General features: G+C 35.2%; 27 protein-coding genes and 1 riboswitch. Of the genes, 20 read left to right on the top strand and 7 right to left on the bottom strand.

Features of this window, described 5'->3' with window-relative positions; translation table 11 throughout:
• The first annotated feature begins 175 nt into the window (after positions 1-175).
• The 8 genes from ACIQXI_RS09735 (at position 176) to ACIQXI_RS09700 (ending at position 5,412) form a co-directional block, all read left to right on the top strand.
• The gene (locus ACIQXI_RS09735; protein ID WP_402923950.1) at positions 176-1,039 is read left to right on the top strand and encodes a phosphotransferase enzyme family protein; all 864 of its coding nucleotides are present in this window, start codon (positions 176-178) and stop codon (positions 1,037-1,039) included.
• 33 nt (positions 1,040-1,072) lie between these two features.
• Positions 1,073-1,327 carry a DUF3953 domain-containing protein gene (locus tag ACIQXI_RS09730; protein ID WP_402923948.1) on the top strand — a complete coding sequence of 85 codons (255 nt, stop codon included), beginning with the start codon at positions 1,073-1,075 and terminating at the stop codon, positions 1,325-1,327.
• A 179-nt stretch (positions 1,328-1,506) separates the two neighbouring features.
• Complete coding sequence (locus tag ACIQXI_RS09725; protein WP_402923946.1) at positions 1,507-1,689, top strand: hypothetical protein; 183 nt, start codon at positions 1,507-1,509, stop codon at positions 1,687-1,689.
• Between the two features lie 17 nt (positions 1,690-1,706).
• A complete protein-coding gene (locus ACIQXI_RS09720) occupies positions 1,707-2,483 on the top strand; it encodes a GNAT family N-acetyltransferase (protein ID WP_402923944.1) in 777 nt (258 codons plus the stop codon).
• Positions 2,484-2,565: 82 nt separating this feature from the next.
• Positions 2,566-3,006, top strand: coding sequence for a cell wall hydrolase (locus ACIQXI_RS09715; protein WP_402923942.1), 441 nt, complete (start codon positions 2,566-2,568; stop codon positions 3,004-3,006).
• Between the two features lie 353 nt (positions 3,007-3,359).
• Positions 3,360-4,505, top strand: a complete 1,146-nt coding sequence (locus tag ACIQXI_RS09710) for a substrate-binding domain-containing protein (protein ID WP_402923940.1) — start codon at positions 3,360-3,362, stop codon at positions 4,503-4,505.
• Positions 4,506-4,536: 31 nt separating this feature from the next.
• Positions 4,537-4,634, top strand: a riboswitch (guanidine-I (ykkC/yxkD leader).
• 122 nt (positions 4,635-4,756) lie between these two features.
• Positions 4,757-5,098, top strand: coding sequence for a DMT family transporter (locus tag ACIQXI_RS09705; protein ID WP_402923938.1), 342 nt, complete (start codon positions 4,757-4,759; stop codon positions 5,096-5,098).
• Positions 5,098-5,412, top strand: a complete 315-nt coding sequence (locus ACIQXI_RS09700) for a DMT family transporter (RefSeq protein ID WP_402923936.1) — start codon at positions 5,098-5,100, stop codon at positions 5,410-5,412. The genes ACIQXI_RS09705 and ACIQXI_RS09700 overlap by 1 nt, the downstream gene beginning before the upstream one ends.
• Before the next feature lie 223 nt (positions 5,413-5,635).
• Here the strand turns inward: ACIQXI_RS09700 and ACIQXI_RS09695 are convergent, their stop codons facing one another.
• The 4 genes from ACIQXI_RS09695 to ACIQXI_RS09680 all read right to left on the bottom strand — a co-directional run bounded on the left by ACIQXI_RS09695 (position 5,636) and on the right by ACIQXI_RS09680 (position 9,524).
• The gene (locus tag ACIQXI_RS09695) at positions 5,636-6,511 is read right to left on the bottom strand and encodes a glycine betaine ABC transporter substrate-binding protein (RefSeq protein ID WP_402923934.1); all 876 of its coding nucleotides are present in this window, start codon (positions 6,509-6,511) and stop codon (positions 5,636-5,638) included.
• Between the two features lie 67 nt (positions 6,512-6,578).
• Complete coding sequence (locus ACIQXI_RS09690; protein ID WP_402923933.1) at positions 6,579-7,433, bottom strand: ABC transporter permease; 855 nt, start codon at positions 7,431-7,433, stop codon at positions 6,579-6,581.
• On the bottom strand, positions 7,426-8,625 hold the full coding sequence (locus tag ACIQXI_RS09685; RefSeq protein WP_402923931.1) for a quaternary amine ABC transporter ATP-binding protein: 1,200 nt from the start codon (positions 8,623-8,625) through the stop codon (positions 7,426-7,428). Before ACIQXI_RS09685 ends, ACIQXI_RS09690 begins: the two co-directional genes overlap by 8 nt.
• A gap of 263 nt (positions 8,626-8,888) precedes the next feature.
• On the bottom strand, positions 8,889-9,524 hold the full coding sequence (locus ACIQXI_RS09680; protein WP_402925729.1) for a GntR family transcriptional regulator: 636 nt from the start codon (positions 9,522-9,524) through the stop codon (positions 8,889-8,891).
• Positions 9,525-9,796: 272 nt separating this feature from the next.
• On the opposite strand from ACIQXI_RS09680, the gene ACIQXI_RS09675 reads away from it, so the two are divergent.
• The 11 genes from ACIQXI_RS09675 (at position 9,797) to ACIQXI_RS09625 (ending at position 21,131) form a co-directional block, all read left to right on the top strand.
• Positions 9,797-10,528, top strand: coding sequence for a GTP cyclohydrolase II (locus tag ACIQXI_RS09675; RefSeq protein ID WP_402923929.1), 732 nt, complete (start codon positions 9,797-9,799; stop codon positions 10,526-10,528).
• Between the two features lie 15 nt (positions 10,529-10,543).
• Positions 10,544-11,653 carry a bifunctional diaminohydroxyphosphoribosylaminopyrimidine deaminase/5-amino-6-(5-phosphoribosylamino)uracil reductase RibD gene (gene ribD / locus ACIQXI_RS09670; RefSeq protein WP_402923927.1) on the top strand — a complete coding sequence of 370 codons (1,110 nt, stop codon included), beginning with the start codon at positions 10,544-10,546 and terminating at the stop codon, positions 11,651-11,653.
• On the top strand, positions 11,650-12,735 hold the full coding sequence (locus tag ACIQXI_RS09665; RefSeq protein ID WP_402923925.1) for an FAD-dependent monooxygenase: 1,086 nt from the start codon (positions 11,650-11,652) through the stop codon (positions 12,733-12,735). Before ribD ends, ACIQXI_RS09665 begins: the two co-directional genes overlap by 4 nt.
• A gap of 16 nt (positions 12,736-12,751) precedes the next feature.
• Positions 12,752-13,315, top strand: coding sequence for a 5' nucleotidase, NT5C type (locus tag ACIQXI_RS09660; RefSeq protein ID WP_402923923.1), 564 nt, complete (start codon positions 12,752-12,754; stop codon positions 13,313-13,315).
• A 918-nt stretch (positions 13,316-14,233) separates the two neighbouring features.
• On the top strand, positions 14,234-15,088 hold the full coding sequence (locus ACIQXI_RS09655; protein ID WP_402923920.1) for an ABC transporter ATP-binding protein: 855 nt from the start codon (positions 14,234-14,236) through the stop codon (positions 15,086-15,088).
• Positions 15,088-15,744, top strand: coding sequence for an ABC-2 transporter permease (locus ACIQXI_RS09650; RefSeq protein ID WP_402923918.1), 657 nt, complete (start codon positions 15,088-15,090; stop codon positions 15,742-15,744). The genes ACIQXI_RS09655 and ACIQXI_RS09650 overlap by 1 nt, the downstream gene beginning before the upstream one ends.
• A gap of 35 nt (positions 15,745-15,779) precedes the next feature.
• Positions 15,780-16,460, top strand: a complete 681-nt coding sequence (locus tag ACIQXI_RS09645; RefSeq protein ID WP_402923915.1) for an ABC-2 transporter permease — start codon at positions 15,780-15,782, stop codon at positions 16,458-16,460.
• Between the two features lie 37 nt (positions 16,461-16,497).
• Positions 16,498-17,193: an ABC-2 transporter permease gene (locus tag ACIQXI_RS09640; RefSeq protein ID WP_402923912.1), complete on the top strand. Its 696-nt coding sequence runs from the start codon at positions 16,498-16,500 to the stop codon at positions 17,191-17,193.
• A 153-nt stretch (positions 17,194-17,346) separates the two neighbouring features.
• Positions 17,347-19,935, top strand: coding sequence for a class III lanthionine synthetase LanKC (lanKC, locus tag ACIQXI_RS09635; RefSeq protein ID WP_402923910.1), 2,589 nt, complete (start codon positions 17,347-17,349; stop codon positions 19,933-19,935).
• A gap of 52 nt (positions 19,936-19,987) precedes the next feature.
• Positions 19,988-20,149 carry a class III lanthipeptide gene (locus ACIQXI_RS09630; RefSeq protein ID WP_402923907.1) on the top strand — a complete coding sequence of 54 codons (162 nt, stop codon included), beginning with the start codon at positions 19,988-19,990 and terminating at the stop codon, positions 20,147-20,149.
• Between the two features lie 148 nt (positions 20,150-20,297).
• Positions 20,298-21,131 (top strand): class I SAM-dependent methyltransferase, encoded by an 834-nt coding sequence (locus ACIQXI_RS09625; protein ID WP_402923905.1) that lies wholly within the window; start codon positions 20,298-20,300, stop codon positions 21,129-21,131.
• A 234-nt stretch (positions 21,132-21,365) separates the two neighbouring features.
• On the opposite strand, the gene ACIQXI_RS09620 is transcribed toward ACIQXI_RS09625, so the two are convergent.
• Positions 21,366-21,998 carry a nitroreductase family protein gene (locus tag ACIQXI_RS09620; RefSeq protein ID WP_402923903.1) on the bottom strand — a complete coding sequence of 211 codons (633 nt, stop codon included), beginning with the start codon at positions 21,996-21,998 and terminating at the stop codon, positions 21,366-21,368.
• Positions 21,999-22,127: 129 nt separating this feature from the next.
• Here ACIQXI_RS09620 and ACIQXI_RS09615 point away from each other — a divergent pair, with 129 nt between their 5' ends.
• Entirely contained in the window at positions 22,128-22,466 is a 339-nt protein-coding gene (locus ACIQXI_RS09615; protein WP_402923901.1) for a winged helix-turn-helix transcriptional regulator, read from the top strand.
• Between the two features lie 59 nt (positions 22,467-22,525).
• Here ACIQXI_RS09615 and ACIQXI_RS09610 read toward each other — a convergent pair whose 3' ends face one another.
• A complete protein-coding gene (locus ACIQXI_RS09610; RefSeq protein WP_402923898.1) occupies positions 22,526-22,891 on the bottom strand; it encodes a hypothetical protein in 366 nt (121 codons plus the stop codon).
• Positions 22,892-23,107: 216 nt separating this feature from the next.
• Positions 23,108-24,460 carry a uracil-xanthine permease family protein gene (locus tag ACIQXI_RS09605; RefSeq protein WP_402923895.1) on the bottom strand — a complete coding sequence of 451 codons (1,353 nt, stop codon included), beginning with the start codon at positions 24,458-24,460 and terminating at the stop codon, positions 23,108-23,110.
• Between the last annotated feature and the right edge of the window lie 14 nt (positions 24,461-24,474).

Below are 24,474 nucleotides of genomic sequence, written 5' to 3'. Positions count from 1 at the left end.
TCATAGTAAGGATGTGTGCTTTTAGTTTAATGGAAAACTATATTTTATATAATGATTTATCAGTTGTATCTACATTTGGATATGCATTTGCATAATGACTACGTATTATAGATAATAAGGTTATATAAAAATTTCCATTATTAGAAAAGTGTTCTTTGAAAAGGAGGTAAGTGTTTTGTTAACTCGTATTCTTGATCATTTTGGCGTACAAGTAGAATCTGTTAATGAGGTAGCAGATTCCCATGGTTCTACCGTTTATAAATGTAATTTACGTCATGGTGAAACTATTTTTGTGAAGATTCCATATTCGAAATTAAAGTGTCAGCGAGAACTAGAAGCATATGAAATTTTAAAGGAAAAGGTAGCTATTCCAGATTTGTTGGATAATTGGGCTGGTGATGAGGAGTGCCCTGGTGCATTTTTATTATCTCAATTAAAAGGACAACCGTTAACAGCAAATGCTTCACCAACAGTAGCGTTCCAAGTGGGTGCCCTTCATGCCTCAATGCATTTAGTTCAGCCACCTGCTGGGCAACCGTTAGTAGGCATTCAAAATGAATTCCCCGAATGGTCTAGTTTTGTAGAACGGCATTTTTATAGTTTTGCAGAGGATGTAGAAGATGTTGTGGAGCCTGGCTTATTCAAGCAAGCCATTAAGCATTTTGAGAAAGTAAAACATCAGCTTCCGTTACCTGATGGTCCAAGCTTTATACATATGGATTTTCGTCCAGCCAATATTATTGTAGACGGTCAACACGTGTCTGGCGTAATTGATTTTGAATCTGTACGATTTGGCTCAACAGAAACAGATTTCACAAAAATTAATCGTGATTTTTTAAGCCTTGATGCAACTCTGGCTCAAGCATATAAAGAAGGCTATAACAGTATAAGACCATTAATTGATTTAGAGGTAGTGTTGCCGTTTTATCGCTTTACAGATGCTTTTAATAGTATCGGCTGGTGTAAACGTCGTGGTATCGATCAACACGCTTTATTTTATGAGGAAAATGTCGCGATATTGAGAGATGCGTTAAAATGATGGTGTAATTGGCTGTAGGAAGGAATGCTACTAATGAAAATTAAAAGATTTGATCTGTTAATGGTATTACAACTGTTTTCTGCAATGCTTGGCGTGACAATGGGTATTTACATGAGAATTACAGAAAACTACGATTTACTACCTCCGATGCTCATCTTTTTAAGTGGAATGCTTATTTTAATGGGCTTACGAGAATATAAAAGATCGAAAAATTTACTTTGGACTATTTTTATTTTTTGTATTGCATGTTTCATTCTGTTCAGTGCTCTACAAGGTATGATGCATTAGGCTATAAAAAGGAAGGATGGTTCGATGCTCTTTAAGAGTGAACATTATCAACTACAAGATAGCTATTTTTTAATAATTGATCCCATGATATACGGTTTGATTGGATTTTTAGGGGTTGTGAGCTTGATTTTAGTTATTGTATTGAAAAGAAGAAGGAAGAAACGATTAAGGAGGATTTGATGGACGGTTATTTATTTGCTTTATTTTTACCACTGTTATTTTCGGTGTTATGGTTTATGAATTTAGTTCAAATATTAGAAAAACTAAAACAAAATAGAAATATTAGAAATCAAAAAATTCTTGGCTCGCTTTGGAGTATGTGCTTAACACTGTCGATTCTGTTATTCATAACAATATTTTAGTGAAGAGGGAAAGCGAAATGATAATAGTACCAAAAGAACATTTTCAGTTCATTAAAACGAAAGTAACTGAAGCGCCAACGTTTGTCTGTAGTATTTTGGATGGCATAATTCAAGGAACAGTTTATGCTGATTCCACTGACTACAATACGTTGCTTATACATACAGATTCAGGACTGCATTATGTAGCAGGTCAACCATCACATAAACAATCTGTTCAGACCATCGTCAACATTTTTGATGTAGCCGTAACACAAGGGAAACGATTTACATTATTTTCTCCTAATGTGGAATGGAATGTAGCGATTGAAAGCTGCATCGCCGACCAAAATGTAGGGAAAATACATCGTTATGCATTTTCATTTGATGAAATGACGTATAAAAATAGCAAAAGAAATCATGTTAGTGCGTATCGTGTATCAAATATTAATAAGATGGATATCCAACATTATTTGGAGTTTGATAACCATTACTATAATGAATATTGGGGTTCTGTAGACAATTTTATTGAAAAAGGTATCGGGTATTGTGTGAAAGATGGAGAGCGCATTATTAGCGAAGCCGTATCCATTTTTAAATCTACTACATATGCAGAAATAGATATAGTCACTGACGCTCATTATAGAGGGCAAGGGTTAGCAAGTATCGTTGCTGAACAATTTATAGATAATTGCCTTGCCAATCAGATTCAACCTCGTTGGGATTGCGATATTGATAATCAGGCGTCCATTAAATTAGGGAATAACTTAGGTTTTACCAATCCTCAACAATATACCGTGTTTTATAAAAAAGTTTAACGGACAATGTTATAAGCATTTATCTACAACGAATGACACATTTAATGTTTTGTGGTCATACAATATGTTTGAGGTGAATAAATTGCCGAGAGTAAAATACCGGGATTCAGATATTGATTTAATGGCAAGGATGATGAGGGCAGAGGCAGAAGGTGAAGGCAAACAAGGGATGCTGTACGTTGGCAATGTTATTGTCAATCGTCTAGTATCCAATTGTTTAGATTTTAAAGATTTACGCACAATCGACGATGTTATTTATCAGGTGCAGGGTGGAAATTATTCATTTGAAGCGGTTCAAAAAGGCAATATGTTTTATCAAAGAGCACGGGAAACTGAGAAAAGATTAGCGAAACAGAATTTGGATTATTGGAGGGAGCACCCAGCGAAATTTGCCCTCTGGTACTTTAATCCTTATGCGCCGTGCCCACCAACTTGGTACGGTCAACCATTTACTGGTCAATTTAAAAATCATTGTTTCTATGAACCAGCACCTGATACATGTGAAGGTGTATATACAGGATAGCAATTTCGGTAAGGGGCTTTCGATAAGCTCCTTTTTTTATGCAATCAATGGTGCAAAAAAGGGAGAGTGAACGATGATCACTATTAAATGTGGAAATTGTCACAAGGAGATAATGAATCGGGCAAAGAGTACTTATAATCCTGAAGTAGATGAATTTTATTGCGATTTACGATGCGAAAAAAAACATTTAGAATACTTGGACAGTAAATTGCCTGAAGTAGTGCTAGACAGTACAGGACAATATTATTGGCATTTTCCTATGTAAGTGTGTTCTTAATGTAGAATGTGGAATTATTTACAAATATTATGTATGATAATGGTGAGTAAATCTATCATAGGTGAGGAGGAAGGCAATGAAATTTTTCCAAACAATATTTGTGTTTATAAATCTAGTGTTCTTTACTGGTGTCATTGCTTTAACTTTGTCACTCAATGGCGCGTTCTATTATTTAAATCTTCTTTTTGTCATTGCGATTAGTTTATTTTTACTTTTTGTCTGTTTAATTTTTGATTTGTTTAAGACGAAGAAGCGGAAAATATGGTTTGTGTCCATTGTGGGAGTGGCGCTATTACTCACTTCTATTGCACCACTCCAGTATCATTATAAAATGAGCATCGCCACTGTAGACGCTGAAATCGAGGTTTCAAACTATCAGCCATTTATGGCACAAAATAAGGTTGTGAAGAATAATATTAAAGCTTCATTACAATTGGAAGAGCCGCTACCACGTCTAGATGGGGCAACAGCCATGTATCCTTTATATGCTGCATTTGTGGAAGCTACCTATCCTAAAAAAGACTATTATTATGCTAATAGTGAAGTTCAAGTAAGCCGCACACCTGAGGCTTACCAAAATTTAATTGAAGGTGATGTCGATATTATTTTTGCTGCTGCACCATCTGATTCCCAAGTAAAGTATGCGGAGATTAATGGGCTCACATTTGACATGACACCGATTGGGCGAGAAGCATTTGTCTTTTTCGTTCACCATAAAAATCGTGTGGACAATTTATCTCTTGAACAAGTGAAGCAAATATACGCTGGTGAGGTGACAAACTGGCACGATGTAGGTGGCGATGATGACACGATACGTGCATTCCAACGACCAGCTGATAGTGGTAGTCAGTCGACGTTAGAAAAACTGATGGGCGATACACCAATCATGGAGGCTCCTGCTGAAGATGTAGCATCTGGTATGGGTGGAATCATTCATGAGGTTTCACAATATCGCAATTATAAAAATGCTATCGGTTTTACGTTTAGGTATTATTCAACGGAAATGGTCGGTAATAAGGAAATAAAATTACTATCCATCGATGGTATTGAACCGACTAAGGAAAATATTCGTAATGGTACATATCCACTAACATCGGAATTTTATGCAGTGACTACTGGAACGGAAAAACCAAATGTACAAAAGTTTATTGATTGGATTGTGTCACCTGAAGGGCAAGCATTAGTTGAAAAAGTGGGCTATGTACCAGTGGAAAATGATTAAGTGATTTGCTATACTAAAATGACAATTCGATATAATAGTTTTCTAGGGTTCCGTAGCATTCGCTAGTCTGGTCCGAGAGAAAACCACAAAATGTATTTTGTGACACGGAAGGATAAAAGCCTGGGAGATACTGTTGGTAAACAGTGTTTCTTTAGGCTTTTTTATTTGACTGCAAATGGAATTGTACAAGTGCTTTTTGTAATGTCGACTAAAGGCCACAACGTGTCTATAAAGAAATGGGGGATATACAATTGAATAAACAGTGGATTAGTGTTTTTGTAGCTGCTTTTTTTGAAGTAGGTTGGGTAATTGGCTTAAAACATGCCAATAGTGTACTAGAATGGCTGGGAACGGCGATTGCTATTTTTGTTAGTTTTTATTTATTAATTAAAGCAGGTGAGCATTTACCTGTTGGCACAGTTTATGCAGTGTTTGTAGGCTTAGGGACTGCTGGTACGGTATGTGCGGATAGCTTGTTGTTTGGAGAGCCATGGAAGCTAGCTAAAATAGTATGTATCGTTGTTTTACTTGCAGGCGTTGTCGGCTTGAAGCTTGTGACAGGTGAGCCGAAGGATAAAGAGGTGAAAGCATAATGGCATGGGTAGCATTAGTAATCGCAGGGCTTTGTGAAATGATGGGTGTTTTTATGATTAGCAAATATAACGAGGTAAAAAGCGTCAAAAATTTAGTGTTATTAATTGTTGTCTTTACCATTAGTTTTTTAGGGCTTGCCTTTGCAATGGAAACATTACCGATGGGTACAGCCTATGCCATTTGGACAGGTATAGGTGCAGCAGGGGGGGCGCTTTTAGGCATGTTGTTTTTCAACGAATCAAAAGATTGGCGACGAGTAGTTTGTATTGTGCTCGTGTTAGGTGCCGCCATCTGCTTGAAATTGTTATCATAGTGACAGGCACTCAAACAATTCTGAAAATTATTCTATGTATAAATTAGTAAAAATCCACGAAGTCTCTTGCGGGTAAATATGCAACATCAGGTGTGACTAACCTTGTGTTAGCAAAGGTTGCGCCTAATATCGTGCCGCAAAAGCAACGTAGATTTTTACAAAAATGAAAGTTTATATTTTACAAAGTAGACATAATGAGTGACAGGCACTCAAACAATTTTGTTTATTGTGTTTTTACATCTTTTGTCCATTCAGCTACTTTATCTGGATTATTTTTAATCCATTCTTTAGCTGCATCTTTTGGATCATCACCATTTAAAATATCTAACATAACATCTTCTAAATCTTCTGCTGTCCAATGGAAGTTATCTAATACGGAATAGACATCCGGTTGGTCTTCTTTTAAGCCTTTACGAACAAAAGTGTTAATCGTTTCTTCGCCACCATAAACACCTTTAGGATCATCTAAATATTTTAAATCATATTTTGCGAATTTCCAGTGCGGAGACCAGCCTGTCACGATAATTTCTTCCTTATTTTTGATGGCTTTTGAAAGTGCTGTTGTCATTGCTCCTGAAGAAGAGGTAACGAGATTCCAATCTGCAAGGTTATCATATTCTTCTTGCGCTTTTTCAGTTGCAGCTGTAATACCAGCACCAGGCTCAATACCAGTAATCGTATGGTCTGCTTCATTTGTTAAATCTTCAATAGAATCTACATCCATGTAACTAGGTACAACTAAGCCAATTTTAGCTCCAGCAAGGTTTTCACCTAGCTCATCTAAATCACTTTTATATTTTTCATATTGTGATGCATGTGTATGTGGAAGCCAAGCAGCCACCATGCCATCAGCTTCACCTTTTGACACAGCCTCCCACATAATCGCGTTATCAAGTGGTGTTAACGTTACGTCGTATCCTAAATCCTCTAAAACTTGACCGACAACATTCGTTGAAGCGATTTCTGTATCCCATTCAACGTAAGCTAAATTTACTTCTTTGGAATCTTCTTTTTTCGCAGAATCCCCATCGCTACATGCAGCTAGTAGAAAACCTAGCCCTAAAGCCATCCCTAATCTTGATAATGTTTTCAGTTTCATCGAATCTTCCTTTCTTCCTTCATGATTTAGCATTCTAGCAATATACTCATATATCTAAAATGCTGTATTATTGCGCTTTTTTTCGATTAAAGCTTTGAGTTAAGCGATCGATAATAATCGCGAAAATCACTAGTCCTAAACCTGCAACGAAACCATTCCCGACTTGTGTACGTTGCAATGCTGTTAATACTTCACGACCAAGTCCTGGTGCCCCGATCATAGATGCGATAACAACCATCGATAGTGAAAGCATGACAGTTTGGTTAATACCAGCCATAATGGTCGATTTAGCAAGTGGAATTTCCACCTTAAATAATTTTTGTCCTGCCGTACTACCGTATGAATCAGCTGCTTCCACTAATTCTTTTGGTACTTGTCGAATCCCTAAATTCGTCATACGTACTGTCGGAGGTAAGGCGAAAATAACGGATGCGAATACACCGGGAACAATTCCAATCCCGAAAAAGGCAACAGCCGGAATTAAGTAAACGAAACCAGGCATCGTCTGCATGAAGTCAAGAATCGGTTTAATAATACTTTCTGCAACACTTGACTTAGACATTAAAATGCCGAGAGGGATACCAATAATGATGGAAATAATACTAGAGAATAACACGAGCGTCGTTGTTTCCATCAGATGATCCCATAGGCCTTGGTTATAAATGAATAAAAGACCTATTAGTGTAAAGGATGCTAGCCCAAATTTTTTGCCTACAGCGAAAAACGCTAAAATCACGACAAGTAAAATGAGTATAATCGCCGGTATGCTGATTAATAAATCAGTGACCTGGTTCATGAGTAGTTTTCCGTATTGTTGAATGACATCGAAGAATGATGAAAAATTACTCGTCAACCAGTCCATAGCTGATTCTACCCAGGGGGCAAGTGGTAAGGTTGGAATATTGTCTAAAAAGTTATTCATGTGTTACGTCCTCCTCAGTGAATGTTGAAAGTGCTTCGATAACAACACCACGGATAAGAACACCAAGTAAGCGTTCATCTTTAACAACTGCAATAGGTGTAGGGGAATTATGAATTAAACCTAGAATATCCTGTAAAAGCATATCTGGTGGAACGGTTAACATCTCGGATTGAACAATTGCATGTACCGTTTGTTCCTGTCTTTTAGCAGCCGCTAGTGCATCATCGGCGGTAATATAGCCTTTCAAATGTCGGTTTTTATCGACAGCAATTAGTAAACTAACAGTTTCTTGACGCATTCTTTTCAGTGCTACGGTAGGTCCATCAAGGTCGACATTGACATATACTGGACGAACCATTACATTTTCAGCTGTTAATACTTTAGAGCGATCGACATCTTCAACGAATGTTTTGACGTAATCATTTGCTGGGTTCGTTAAAATTTCTTCACCAGTTCCTATTTGAATAATAGAACCATCTTTCATAATGGCAATTCGATCACCAATGCGAAGTGCCTCATTTAGATCATGCGTAATAAATAAAATAGTTTTTTTCAACGTACGCTGTAAATCTAGTAATTCATCTTGCATTTCTTTCCGAATTAAAGGGTCGAGAGCGGAAAATGCTTCATCCATCAATAATATTTCTGGATCATTTGCGAGTGCTCGTGCTAAGCCAACACGTTGCTGCATCCCGCCTGATAATTGGTTAGGGTATTGATCTTTATAGGCAAGTAAGCCTGCATTTGCAAGAGCTTGTTCGGCTTTTGCTTTGCGCTCTTCTTTTGAAACGCCTCGTACTTCAAGGCCATATTCGGTGTTTTGAAGAAGTGTACGGTGAGGGAATAAACCGAAGTTTTGAAAAACCATACTCATTTTGCTTCGTCGTGCGGTTCGTAAGCTCTCTTTCCCCATTTTCGAAATATTTTCTCCATCGATATAAATATTGCCGCTTGTCGGTTCGATAAGTCGATTTAACAGTCGTATCAATGTGGATTTACCACTCCCTGATAGACCCATGATGACGAAAATTTCACCTTCATTGACGGTAAAGCTGGCATCATACACACCAACTGTTGCACCTGTCTCTTTTAAAATATCTGTCTTGCTTTTTTGTTGCTTAACGAGTTCTAAAGCCTGAGGAATATGTTTACCAAATACTTTAGACACATGTTCTACTTTAATTTTTTCCATAGAACCGCTCCTTTCGTAGACTAATCTCACTTGAATTAGCAGTGAGATTTGCATCTCAAATAGTAGGGTAGTAGTTACTTACTTAAAACGAACAAAGACTATCTATATGACAATTATTTCGTTTTCATTACACTATTCGAGGATAATATAACCAAAAATAAACAAGTAACAACTTAACACTAACAAAAGGTTGTTACTTTTGTCAAATCGCTAAATGAGAAAAAATCCGCATAAACGCTGTTATATCAGCGCTTATGCGGATTTTAATTTGGATATAAAAAACTTTGAACACGGCCTAAGCTCTCGTCATTGCCGATAAAATAAATAATATCTCCCTCTTCAATTGAGGCATAAGGTCCAGGTGAAAGTAATAATTCATTGCCTCGACGTATACCAACGATGGTGCTCGATGTATTTTGCCAAAAATTTAATGCTTGTAATGTTTGGTGAATGCAAGGACTTTCCGCTGTCATCTCGATTTGATAGGGAATAAAAGGATTCACAGAACGGAAATGCTCAGTGCGACTAATCAGTTGTTTCGTTTTTTCTTGTAAATGTAACAATTCATGTTGTTGCTTTTGAATGCTTTGTAACAGCTCATTTTGAAGTTCATGAACGGATTGGACATCCTGAAATTGTCGGACAAAACGTGCTGCCATCTCATACGATTTAATGATGACACCACTGCCTTTCGAAGCCTCCACAATTTCTAAATCTTGCAATACGGCTATCGCTCTTCTTGCCGTTTCAGCCGATACATTGTATTGACTAGCTAATGATGATCGTGCGTAAATTTTGTCACCAATTTGATATTTTTTTTCTACAATTTTTGAAGCGAGATCTACCGCAATTTGCTGATATTTTGGCTGCCTCACTTGAACATTTTTTTCTAAGTTCATGCTTAAACTTCCTTTCGTCATAACAAACCTACCTCCGCTTATTATAGACTAGCCTGCACAGAAAAAATAGCATCTCCATAAGCTATTAGTATAAGTTTTAAGCATCATTTAACAGCTTTTTATGTAGATATGATATTTTAGTAAAAAAGAGCTGTTGTTTGACAGTTCGTGGTTATTATTATAAACTAAGTTACATTAAGTAAGTTAATTAAAAAGAAGTGTTCAATTAGCAAATTTAACTAAATGTTTAGTATAGAAAGTTGGCGATATTTATGACAATTACTACTAAAGTAGTGGATATAGTGAAGGATAAAATGACCATTGTAAAGCACTCAGAAACGGAAAATATTTGTTTAGTAGGTCCTGTGAAATTACCTATAAAACAAGGTGACTTTGCAGCGACATTTCAATGGTACAACTGGTTAAAAGTTGATAGCAATCTATCAAAAGAAGAAATTATTGATGGCTTAGCAACGGCAAATTTAGCATTTGCACAGCAATCCTCTATTCTTGTTTATGGGGATTTTACAAATGAGGAAGATGTTTTAATCCGCATGCACAGCATCTGTCACACAGGCGATATTTTTGGTAGCCAACGTTGCGATTGTGGCTATCAATTACACGAATCAATGAAAATGATTGTAGAGCATGGCTGCGGTGCTATTTTCTATTTAGCAGATCATGAAGGACGCGGCATCGGTTTGTTTTCTAAATCACTTGCGTACTTATTGCAGGAAGAAGGTTTAGATACAGTAGAAGCGAACCATGCGCTTGGCTTCCAAGATGATACGCGCTCTTATGAAGAGGCGATTACTGTGTTAACAGCTCTTCGTTCAAAGCCTGTAACACTTATTACAAACAATCCTAAAAAACTAGCTGCCCTACAGATGCACGGTTTAACAGCAGATGGACATATCCCGCTATGGGGAGGAGTAACCGAGACAAATCGCTTTTATTTAGATACAAAAGTAGAAAAATCTGGTCATATCCGTGATATCAAGTAAGTGGAGGGCATAAAGATGACGACAGATGAAAAATATATGCAATTAGCATTAGATTTAGCAGCGAGTGCAAGGGGGAATACGAACCCGAATCCCCTTGTTGGTGCTGTTATTGTAAAAGATGGTGTGATTGTCGGCACTGGCTTGCATCGTAAAGCGGGAGAACCTCATGCGGAAGTGCACGCCTTTCGTATGGCAGGCGAGCATGCAAAGGGTGCGACACTTTATGTCACACTTGAGCCATGTTCACATTACGGTAAAACGCCACCTTGTGCTAATTTAGTCAAAGATTCACAAGTGAGTCGAGTTGTCGTAGCAATGCAAGACCCGAATCCCGCTGTAGCAGGAAAAGGGATACAATTATTACGTGATGCAGGCATTGAGGTGGAAGTAGGTGTACTAGAGGAACAGTCTCGACGCCTAAACGAACGCTTTATTCACAATATGCTTACCAAACGACCATTTGTTATTTCCAAATATGCCATGACGTTAGATGGAAAAATTGCAGCGCATACGGGACACTCGAAATGGGTAACAGGTGCAGCAGCACGAGAAGATGTTCATTATATACGTCATGAAGTGGATGCCATATTAGTTGGGGTTGGAACAGTAATTGCTGATAATCCATCATTAACGACGAGACTAAATGATTTTCATGGAAAAAATCCTATACGTATTATTATGGATAGCTCCCTACGAACGCCGTTGCATGCCAAAGTTTTAAATGTTGAAGAAGCGCAAACAATCATTGTTTGCAGTGAGGAAGTATCACGACAACAAATCGAAATCTTTGAGGCGCAAGGTGTCACGGTCCTACCTGTCCGTAGAGATAGTGAAGGTTTGCATATTGATGAGATGTTAGAAAAACTTTATTTGCTTGGCATTACAGATATTTTAGTAGAGGGTGGTAGTGCAATTAATGCCTCTTTTTTACAAAATGCTGCGATTAATAAATACGTAATTTATATAGCGCCTAAAGTTTTAGGCGGTCGTCTATCATTAACGCCGATTGCTGGCTACAATGCGGCTTCAATGGATGAAGCATGGGATGTTGAATTTGATGCCTTTGATAAGATAGGGCAAGATTTACGTATTATCGCTTATCCGAAAAAAGGTAAAAGTAAGTGAATTATCAGGCGGATGTTTGTATTGTAGGAGCTGGACCGAGTGGTGCGCTTCTTGCGCATTTATTAGTGAAAAAAGGACTGTCCGTGATCTTGCTGGAACAAAGTGCATCACTTGGGCAGTCTTTTCGCGGGGAGCATTTAAATGAAGAGGGCGAAGCGGTTCTCAAAAAGCATCATCTTTTTGATGAGGTAGAAGCTCTTGGTTTATTACGAATGGAAAAACTAGAGTATTATGCGCAAGGTAAGGCATTCAAAACGATTACCCTAGATGCAACGGTAGGCCATTTAGGTATTCACGTGCCACAAGCACATTTGCTTAAAGGAATTCTCCAACAAACAACAAACTTTGCTAATTTTAAATGCTTCCTTCATACAAAAGTGACAACCCTAATGACGGATAGTACAGGGCGATATGTTGGCGTTCAGGCGACAAAGGACGAACAGACTATTGAAATTAAGTGCCAGCTTATTATAGGAGCGGATGGTCGATATTCTACTATTCGAAAGCGCGCACATATTGCCATTTCTAAGCACAAACATGGCTTTGATTTGCTTTGGGCTAAAATTCCTGCACCACAAGGTTGGGAGCCGTCAATTAAAATGGCGTTAATTGATAATAAACAACTATCGCTATTTTCTCAAACTGGAGGCTATATTCAAATCGGTTGGAATATCGAACAGGGGAAATTTCCGGAGCTAAGAAAGCAAGCATTTACACCTTTTATTCAACAGCTTATAGAGGCCTTTCCTGAATTGGAGGATACTGTGACGAATCATATTCGTTCATGGCAAGATTTTGTTTTACTTGATGTGTTTAGTAGCCATTGTGACTGTTGGGGCACAGAAGGACTTGTATTGTTAGGAGATGCGGTGCACACCATGACTCCTACTGGCGCATTCGGCTTAAATAGCGCGCTAAAAGATGCGGATTGTCTCGCATCCTTACTAAATACTGATGCTATTACTCAATTTAAGGTGCAAGAATTTCAACAAATGCGAGCGCAAGCGATTGAAGAAGTATTGGCGCAGCAAATTGAAAAAGAACAAACTTTTGCTTTTCACTTCATCGATAGGGCATCTTGAAAGGAAGAAAAAATAGATGAAATTTGGCTTTGATATAGATGACACACTCATCAATTTACGTGCACATGCCTTTTCACTTTATAATAAAAAACTAGGCAAAAATATTACAATCGAAACATTTCACGCTTTGGAAAGAGTAGAGATTCATGAACCATTTGGCTTAACGGATGCAGAAGGTTCCGCCATGTGGAATAGTTCATTGGATGAAATTTATTTTACGGATTGTCCTATTTTCGAAGCGGCTCTGGAAACATTGCAAACATTACATGAGCAAGGACATAAAATTTATTATATTACGTCTCGCCCAAAAGACCATTGTCGACAAACACAACAATGGATGAAAGCGCAAGGGTTTCCTATTGAAGAGGGACATTTCTTTTGCGGAATGCAGGATGCGGAGAAAGTAGCCATTATTAAGGAACTTGCTTTAGATGTTTATGTGGATGATAAACCGGCAGTGTTAGAAACCTTACAAGGTATTAGCACGAAAGTGATATTAAAAAATCAATCGTATAATCAGCATGTAACATTGCCTCGTTTGCATCATTGGCAAGAATTTTTAAGCATAATAAATGACTAAATGGATTGGTATAACGATTTTCGTTGTACCAATTTTTTGTTTTCTTAAAAATTTTGAAAGTTATCAAAACCGGCCTTATAGTTCAAATGAAAAAGTTTCTCTTCCTCAATATCAGAAAAGTAGGATATTTTTTGATGTGCCTTCATTTTTAATTTTACTAGTTATTCAGCAAAGAAGAGCAAATCTTTTACATCAACCGACATAAAAAATGACGGCTACCGACATAAAAATTGTCGGTTGAAATGGTGAATATGGAGATGATAAACTTATAATAACTTTAAATAGTATATTGGATTATGCTTTCTATCATAGTTATAGGAGTAAAATAGCTATATTTCCCTAGCAATAAAAAATAAACGAAAGCACTTGCAAATTAATTTTTCTAACTATAAATGACGGACTCGAATACTATGATTCTGTTCTAGAAATAGGTAACGCTATTAATTTTTATTCCGTTACATTCTAAAGTGGATTCACCTACAAAATTTAAACATCCACTCAATGAAACATATCGAACAAGATTCGACATACACTGCATTTTTCAAAACACATCTAGGCAGAATAAATGGCAAAAAAAGTTTTCGAACAAGAGGAAACTTCAAGGTCATTTACGATATGAAATGATACCTCAATTTCCTCCTTTTAAAGCTTAAGCCTTTTTAGCAAAAATAATAATACAATTCGCATCGTCAACCCCTTTCGAAATAAACAATAATCGTAGTGCAAAATAAATTTACTGAAATTTTATTCGATTTAAATAATTTAGATGTTAGCAATGGATATGTAATCTGTGAATGCTTGAATTAATTATGATTTTTATAAAATTAGACAATATTATAAACTGAATGTTCTAACGGGTTAGATGCGTACTAAATCGTCGATATATATTTTTTAATATTGGTAGAGGAGGACGAAATAATGTCAAATCTTTTAGAAATTAAAAATCTTAGAAAATCATATGGCGACAAAGTAGTCTTAGACGATGTCTCATTTAATGTACCACCAGGTGCAATTGTTGGATTTATCGGTAATAACGGGGCTGGTAAATCGACAACATTTAAAGCTGTTTTAGAATTGATTCATAAAGAGAGTGGCTCAGTTAAACTATTTGGTAAAGAAAATTTAAATAAAGAAGTCAGACTTAAAGAAAAAATCGGTGTGGTTTTTGATGCTATCAATCTGCCATCTAACCTTACAATAAAACAATTAGGAAAAGCTTTTTCTAAATTATTTGCGTCTTGGGATCAAAATGAATTTGAGCGTTTAGTAAATATTTTTGCTTTACCTAGAAATAAAAAAGTCAGTTCATTTTCACGTGGTATGTCGATGAAAATATCTATAGCGGTAGCATTAGCACATAATGCACAATTATTAATCTTAGACGAAGCAACAGGTGGTCTTGATCCATCTTCAAGAGAAGTGGTTTTAGATGAGTTACATGACTTTGTAAATAAAGGAAGTCACGGTATTGTACTTTCATCCCATATTATGAGTGATATTGAGAGGATAGCAAGCCATTTAGTTTTTATCAGTGAGGGTAAAATAACTTTAAAAGAAGAAAAAAACATAGTGTTTGAAAAATATGCTTTTGTAGATTTAGATGATAGTCAACAACTATCGCTACTAAATAAAGATATTATTGTAGCTCAAAGAAAACATAATGATTCTTTCACGTTACTTGTATCAGATCTGCAAAAATTGCCAAGTGGGTTATTTGCTCGTAAAGTTTCAATGGAAGAAATTAGTTTGTTTTTAACAGGAAGTGCGCAATAATGAAAGGCTTATTGTTTACAAACTTGTATTTAGTTTATCGAGTTATTTTGGTCTACACATTGATAGGAATAGGGCTCACTGTACTTTATTTAAAGCTAACTGGTGGAGCATATGTTGTTTTTAGTGCTATTACATTGTGTTTAGTGATAACAATACCTGTATGGGAAATTCTAAAAGTTGAGGCTCAGTCCGGTTATAATAAGTACCTTCTCACTTTACCGGTTAGTAGAAAAAATATTATACAAAGTTATTACTTAGTTTATTTCTTAATACTAGTTATAGGTGTAATACTATTTATTGGTATCCTTGGTACCTATAGTTTATTTTCGGAATTTTCAATGGACTTGAGCCTTTTTCAAACTATTGCTTTTACTATTCTATCGATGTTAACACTTGGGGGGATAATATTTCCTTTAATTTTTATTTTAGGGGAAGAAAAGTCAGATTTTATTCTGCTGGTGAGTCTATTATTCATGGGTTTGGTAGTAAATTCACTCCGCCTGAGTGTTGACTACTTAATAGAGCAAATACCGCTGTTAAAGTTAAATCTCAATCCATTAAAACATGTTCCGTTAATATTCCTATTAATTGGTATTTGCATTTTTCTTCTATCTTTTTATATTTCTCTTTTTATTTATCGTAAAAAAGAATTTTGACACTAACACTATCTAATATAGAGGTGACTAAAGTAATGAAAATGACAGGTTTAGTATTGACAAACTTTTATATGGTTTATCGAAGTATGATAATCTACACGGTTGGAGCAATAGTTACAGGTGCTATTCTTTTTATGTATATTGGAAATGAAAAATATTTTGGAATTGATGCGGAGTTCTTCGTTCCTCGGATTATATTCCTTTTAAGTATACTTCCTGCATTTGAACTGTTAAAAGTCGCAGCGAAATCTGGTTATGATAAGTATGTACTAACTTTCCCAGTTCGAAGAGGAGCTATTGTGAAAAGTCAATATATTTTTCTTGCTCTTATTACAGTTGTAGGAATAGCAGTAGTTCTTGGTGCTCTTTATGTATTTAGTCTATTTTCGTGGATATCACTAGATATTATTTTATATCAAGAGGTGATATCTATGTTTACCATATTTATTTTAACTGGTTCAGTAACATTCCCACTTATCTATGTGTTTGGAGTAGCAAAGTCAGATATTTTTGTATTGCTCACATTCTTTATTTCGTATTATGTTGTGGGTTTAATAAGTAAGGCAATGCAGCATATAGCATCTTTAATGAATATAAATTTACATAATTACAATGTAATTATTGGTTTTTCAATGATATTTGTTTTCATTGGTATTTTAATCTATATTCTTTCTTATTATTGTTCTGTAACTATCCATAAAAAGAAAGAATTTTAAAGTAATACTTTTAAAAGGGGAAGAGTGAATACATTTTATGCACTTGCTAGGTCTTCAATATACAAACTTTATTATGATTTATCGAAGTTTAATGATGTATGTAATGATAGGTGTGTTATTATCTGGCATTTCTTTATGGGTTTCTGATGTCTCAGGATATTCAGAGTCTTTCTTATTGGGGGAGAGTGGCCAGTGGTTAGCCATTAGGTTGCTTATGCTGCTTATGATATTACCAATATTGGAGTTGTCAAAATTCGAGGCAAAGTCCGGTTATGATAAGTATGTGCTTACTTTACCTGTTCGTAGAAGTATTATTGTACAAAGTTACTATCTTTTCTATTTTTTATCCATAACTTTCGGAGTCATACTATCCTTTGGAATTGTATATATATATTCGCTATTGTTCCAGCTATCCTTTAATAGTCATTACGTAGTTGAGTTGATTGCTTTAGAAGCTGTTGCTTTCCTTCTAGCGGGGGCAATAATATTTCCACTTCTTTATTACTTTGGAGTAAACAAGTCTGACGTTATTATAATTTCAGGGGTATTTGGACCGTTTATAGTTTTAAATAATGTAAAAGAGATACACTATTTACTCGAACGGCCACCGTTATCAAATTTTAATTTAGATTTATCTATTTATTTTCCATTTATATTGCTTCTTGCAGGTATTTTGCTTTTTCTTATCTCCTTTATTGTATCACTAAGTATTTATCGTAAAAAAGAATTTTAGTTATTCAACCTATATTTATGTGTCCAGGGCGAGTTGTAGCTAGATAATAAAATCCTAGCAGAATGAAGAATAAAGCATAATTTTCTTTTACGAAAAATTATAAGTAGTGAGGGCATGTATGATGGGCGTTTTATACTAAATGGAGGGATCAAAATGGAGGATGTATTGCTCTATTTAAAGTATTTAAAACCAAATTCTGAATACTACGGTGAAATGGAGATAAAAGAAAAGGAAGATACCTACGAATTAAGTGATATTCCAGATAATTATTCTGTTATATCAGATAGTGATTCGATTTGGAAATATTATCATTTGAAAGACACAAAACTCCCAGCACAGGGTTGGAAAATACATGTAACCTCTTTGTTAGAGGATTCAAAAATTATTCTAGAAAAGGTAGCACGATTATGCATAGATAAAAATATTGAGTTCAAGCATCTAAAAGACAAATATAGTATGTTAATGTTAAATTCGAAAAACGCGAATCGTGCTTCATCTGGAAAGTTTATAACTATTTATCCAATGAATAATGAAATCTTTGTTGAATTGTTAGAAAAGATTTCTACCGCACTTCAAGACTTTAAAAAAGGCCCGTATATTCTTAGTGATAAGAGATGGAAAAATAGCAATGTGTTCTACAGATATGGGGGATTTAAAAGTATTCTTAATGAAGAAGGTGAATATTGTATCAAAGATGATGAAGGGAACTTGATTCAAGATCAAAGAAATCCATTTTATCAGGTGCCTCATTTTGTGAAGAATTTCGATGATTATTTAAATACTCTTAATATTAGCGAAATAGAAAAGATAGGAGATAAGCGTTTAGAACAATATAACATTGAAAAGGTACTTAGCTTTAGTAACGCTGGAGGGGTATATCTTGCGACACGAAAGCAAGATAATTTGAAAGTAATTATAAAGGAAGCTAGACCGAATGCTGGTTTAGATGGCGGTTTTAGTGATGCATTAGCGAGGCAAAAAATTGAATATGATGCTTTACAAAAACTTAAAGATGTTCCGGGTGTTGTTAATGTAATTGAGTATTTTCAAGAGTGGGAACATTATTTTCTCGTCGAGGAATTTATTAAAGGACAAGACTTACAGGAATGGATTGCCCGAAATTTCCCACTTTATAGAGGTAGCGATATGGGTAATCATATTAATAATATTAAGAAAATCCTACTACAACTTTTTCCGTTAATAGATATTATGCATAATGCTGGGATTGCGATGGGAGATATACAGCCTGCCAATATAATTATAACCGAGGATATAACCGTTAGAATAATAGATTTTGAGACTGCTATGCCCGTTAATTCTAAAGAAAAACCTAGACTTGCTACACCAGGTTTTGTTTCACAGGAAATAACGGTTAGTGCTGCGAGAGATTGGTTTGGATTTAAAAAAGTAATAAGGTATTTAGCACTTCCAGTATTAGTTTCGGAAGATTTGGAAGGTTATTTACAATGCAATCATTTTAGATGGATAAAAGATAATTACGGATATGAATTTTGTGCTTTTCTTCTAGAGTTGCAAGAAAAATGTGATGAAAGAATAAATGTTTACCAAGAGTATTTACCTGAAAAAATAAGTCTTGATTGTAAGATAAGTAATTTCAATATATCTTCTATTATAAATAAGTTAATAATAGGTATTGAAAATAGTTTAACAGAAGATGAAAGGTTCATTAATGGTGATATTCGTCAATTTGAAATGAGAGGAGGGAAATTTAATTTTCTAACTGGAGGAAGTGGTGCTGCGTTTACACTTATGAAAAATCGATCTAGTATGGGGAAAATAGATAAATGGATAAAATGTTTCTTATTAGAGAATTTACATCAAATTGAAGACAATGGATTGTTTACAGGGAAAACAGGTATATTAGCTTTGCTATATGAGCAAGGGTATAAAGATTTAGTTTTGAATGAGTTAAAAATGTTAAAAGATACTATTGAAAAAACAGATATTTCGTTACGCTCCGGCCTTTCTGGAATAGGTCTATTTGTTATAAGTCTTTATTTTGAAATAAGAGATAAAGAATATCTAAAATTAGCAGAGTATTTAGAAAGTTTTATTGATTTAAATATCCTGAAAAATAATCCGTTAAAAGTTAAGGACGGGATGGCAGTTAATAAAGGACTAGTTGATGGATTATCTGGCGTGTCTTTATTTTATTCGGCACTATATTCAGCTACAAATAATAAAAGCTATTTAGAAAAGGCTGAGTCATTACTAATTGAGGATTTAAAATCAACAAAACAAGATGAAGTAACTGGTATGTTACAGATACTGGATGATAGCAATCGATTATTACCATATCTTTCTGGAGGATCTATTGGAGTTGCAATTTCCATTTGGTTTTTTAATCATGTAAGTGGTAAAGATTTATATCTCCAAGAAATGGGTGCGATTCTAAAAACATCAAAGGTACATTGTACAATTAGTGGAAGTCTTTTTGATGGTGCGGGAAGCTTTCTATTAATCCCTTCTATGATAAAAGAGGAAGAATATCAATATCGTCAACAAGTCCTGAAGGAGGTATTGAGTTTACTTAATCTCTTTTTAATAGAGAAGAATAATTATTACGTATACCCAGGACAATTTTCTTTTAGATTAGCGGATGATGTTTATACAGGTAGCTCAGGAATTGTTTTGGCATTGATGGGAGTAGTGAGAGAAAACCCACTTTATTGGTTACCATTGATAAATTCGGAAGAATTTTTTGCAAGAACAAAAGCTTAAATTAATTCATTGGGCAACGAATATCTTAATTAAAATAAAGGAGGTGATAATTATGAATACAGTATTAGATTTGCAAAAATTAGTACCAGACACAAAAGGTAAAGCCCAAGCGTTAAATGCAACAATTACAACAATCACAACAGTTACAACAACAGTAGGTAGATCGTCTGTAAGTCTTATCTGTAAAAAGTCTCCTGTTAACTATAGCAAATAACTATAGTAGAGTAATTCAAATAGCTTTGTTTAGTATTGAATTGAAGAAACTTAATTAACACCTGACTGCATAGTTGCATTTCAAAGATACAGTCAGGTGTTGCTTTATCGTAATTAGAAAATACCAAACTAGTAATGGAGGGTATTAAATGAAGAGGTTAATAGCTTTAGCAAAACACCCTAAGCCCTTTGAACCTGGGACTAAAGATGTTTGGCTTGATTTAGAAATAGCAGATTATGTTTTAAAAGCACATTTTGACGAAACTATACCTGGGGGCAGTAGAGAGATTACATTTATTGATGAAGCTATTGATTTTATCACTCAACTTGCACCAAAAGAAAAATTTGAAAAAGTAATTGATTTAGGTTGTGGTCCTGGTCTTTATACCCTTAGATTAGCGAAGAAGGGGTATGATGTTGTTGGGGTAGATTATAATAAAACTTCAATTGATTATGCCATCAATGAATCGGTTAAACATAATATAACCATTGACTATAGAATTGAAGATATTAAGAATATAGAAATTGAAAATGAGTTTGATTTAGCACTACTTATCTATCAAATATATTGTGTTTTTAGTCTGGAGAATAGAATACAAATACTTCGTAATGTCCACCGGGGTTTAAAACCAGGAGGATTAGTTTTATTTGATGTATTATCAGAGTTTTCTTATGATAACTACGAAGAAAATTTAATATGGTCTGTTTCTCAAAGTAATAGTCCGATGTCAGATAAAGAACATTTAGTTTTATACGCTACAATAAAATATCCTAACCGTGTGTCCTTAGCGAAAAATATTCTAATTTTTGAGGATGGTGAAATTGTGAATTATAATTATTGGAATCAGCATTTTAGCATTAATAGTTTAGAAAAAGAAGTCAATGAGGCTGGATTTTCACTTGAAAAGGTGTATGCAGATGTTAATGGTGGAGAATATATTGCCGATAGTGATGCCTTTGCAGTAGTTTTAAAAAAGAAATAGGTGATTTTAAGAGATAACTAAGAAACTCTAATGAACTAAGGCAATTAATAAAAGGTTGTTTAGTCTTTCTTTGTGGACATACATAAAAAGACATCCAAATTACTTTCATCTCCGGCAACTGTACTACTACCTTAAATCCGCTACGAGTTAAACTAAGATGTTAACATAAATTTCTCCCACCCCATAAGAAAACCCGCACACTAACAGGTACGGGTTTTGTCAAATCTTCTGATATTAAATAAAACGTGCAATATCGTTTAATGGTAAGCGTGATGAGCCATAAGCAGGTGCTGCACCTTTACCAACTGCAATAAGGACTACAGGGAAAATATGTGCTGGTAATTCGAATCGCTCGGCAAATTTTTCTTTATCAAACCCGCCCATTGTCACTGTATCATAACCTTTTTCTTTTGCAATCAGCATTAATTGCATTGAAATTAATCCTGCATCAAATGTTGCAATATTTTTTCGTACTTCTAATGGTGCAGAAGGATACAAACGTAAGGTATTTGATATCATTAAATCTTTCTGTGCTTCACCCATATGACCTTCTGCAACATTTTGCGAATAAATTTGTTCCACTTGTTGATACATTTCCGCATTTCCTAACACTGCAATAACTGCTGATGATGTTTCAACTTGCTCTTGATTATTGGCAATGGCACGTAGTTCTGTTTTTACTGCTTCATCTTGAATTACAAGAAATCTCCATGCTTGTAGATTGCTAGATGATGGTGCACTTGTTGCTGCTTGAATGATTTCTTCTAACTCCGCTTGAGGAATTTTAAAAGTGGGATCATATACTCGTACTGATTTTCGATCCTGCATTATTGTATATAAATCGGCTTTGTTTTTAGTTGTTGTCATAATGTCCTCCTTGAAAACTTACTAATGGTAAGTTGATAATTAGAATCTTACCATTAGTAAGTTTATACGTCAAATAAAAAATAATTTGTGTTACAATAGAAATACGGCATTATAGAGGGAGGTTATTATATGACTAACTCAAATTGTTCACATATATGTAGTAGCTACCATCAGGCAATTGAATTTATAGGGAAACGTTGGATGGGCATGATTATTTATACGTTATTGCCTGGTCCAAAAAGGTATCATGAAATACATGCCACGATTCCTGGCATTTCCGATCGTTTACTAACAGAACGCCTAAATGAACTTGTGCAAGCAGGGCTAATCGAGAAAAAATATATTGATTCGTCCATAAAAAAAGTAGAATATGTGTTAACACCGAACGGCTTAGCGTTTCAGGAAGTCATACAATCCATTCAAAAATGGATTGATTTATGTGATTTTGAGGAAGATAAGTCAACATAAAAAAGACAAAATACCCGGAGCTAGCTTTCGAGGTATTTTGTCTTTTTTCGGTCAGTTAGCTACTTTACATTAACATCAAAAATAAATGTTTCTTTTCCGTTATGCCATAATACATTCACTTCGTAAAGATAATAGCCTTCTTTAGCAGGCATAGCTATTGAGGCATCATTAACTTCAATATTTTCTATCGTGTCATCTTCATTTAGTTGAGTTGCAGCAATAGAGATTGGATTTTTTTCAATATCAAATTCCAAAAGTTCTCCTTTTTTCACTTCTAACGTTTCAAAATGATCTGCTAGTTCGTTTAAATCGGCAGAACTTTTGAATCTAGCTTCAGTATTATCTTCTTTCCATTCAAATTTACTTGGAGGCATTCTATGTTGTTCCCCATCAAAAATAATGTGGCCTTCTGGTTGTTTAAACATATCCGGTAAATATTACAATTATTAGCATTGATACAACAATTTTTTTCATTTGAGCATTCTCCTTAGTACAATTCCTTCTGCAATCTAGCATAACGCAATTTACATAAATAGGTTTTATTTCGGCTATGTTGGCGATTGGAAGGGTGCGCTCACGGAATAAAGAGACTGTAGACAAACCTCCTTTTGAGTTTGTCTACAGTCCCATACTTTATTAATCTATTTAATGTTCGGTAATATTTTATTTAACAAAATGGCAACGATAGCAGCTGTTGCAACAGGAGAGCCGAATAAATATTGAACCGTTGTCGGTAAAGAATATAAGAAATCTTTAGGTAATAGTGTTAACGCTAAAGTTACAATTATCGGAACGGCGATAACATACATTTCTTTTTCGCCAATGCGTTCATTTTTCATTACTTGTAACCCACTGATCGCAATGATGCCACAAACGATGACAAAGACACCACCAATAACTGCTGATGGAATAGCAGAAATTAATGCAGCCAATTTACCTGAAAACCCGAACAGAATAAACCAAACGCCTGCAGCGATAAAGACACGGCGGCTTGCAATACCCGTAATAGAAATTACACCTGCATTTGTTGAATAGCCAGTTACTGGCGTAGAACCTAATAATGAGGCGATGAAGCAGCCAATCCCTTCACCAATTACCCCGCGATTTATTTGTTTATCAGTCAATGGTTTATCGATAACATTACTAACCGCAAACCAAGTACCAGTCGTTTCAGCCATTAACACGATATAAATAATAATCATTGTTATAACTGCTGAAAAGTTAAAAGAGAAACCGAAATCTGCAAAGGGAATTTGTGGTAAGCTAAACCACTTTGCTTTGCCTACCGCAGATAAATCTAATACACCCATCATATTCGCTGCAATACAGCCTGCAAGTAGTGCGATAATAACAGAAGCAATACGGAAAATGCGGCCTTTTTGGCGGAATACAGAGCCTAGCATAACGCAAACAATTAATACGATAGCTGAAATAAGCGCTAAATAAATGTTTTGATTAATAGAAGCACCAGCGCCTTCAAAAATATTACTACTTAAACCAACAGGCATTAATGATAAACCAACAACAAAGATAATTGTACCTCCTACGATTGGAGGGATAAAAGTTTTTACAATTTTATTGAAAATACCTGTATAGCCTAAAATAATAACAAAAATGGCACCAATCAAGCTTGCGCCTAATACAGAGCTCCAACCAAGTTCACCACTGCCACTAGCAGCATAAATACCTACTATTGCTCCTAGCGGTACATAGGAAGGCCCTTGTGCGATAGGTAGCTTCATGCAGAAATGAGTTTGCACAATAGTCGCAATCCCGGCTGCTATAAAAGTTGATTGAATCAAAGCGCTTGATTGACCTGACTGCAAGCCAATTAACATGGCAATCAAGAATGGAACTACATAAACGTCCATTGCCATAACATGTTGTAAACCTAAAAATACTGATTGGCCAAATTTCACTTTTTCATCTGGTAAAACGGTTAAATGCGTGGTATTACTTTTATCGTTTGCTAACTTGTTTTTTTGCGTTTCCACTAAGACGTACACCT

The organism is Lysinibacillus sp. NPDC097195, assembly GCF_044762075.1.
Taxonomy (GTDB): domain Bacteria; phylum Bacillota; class Bacilli; order Bacillales_A; family Planococcaceae; genus Lysinibacillus.
This window is presented reverse-complemented; position numbering and strand designations above follow the sequence as displayed.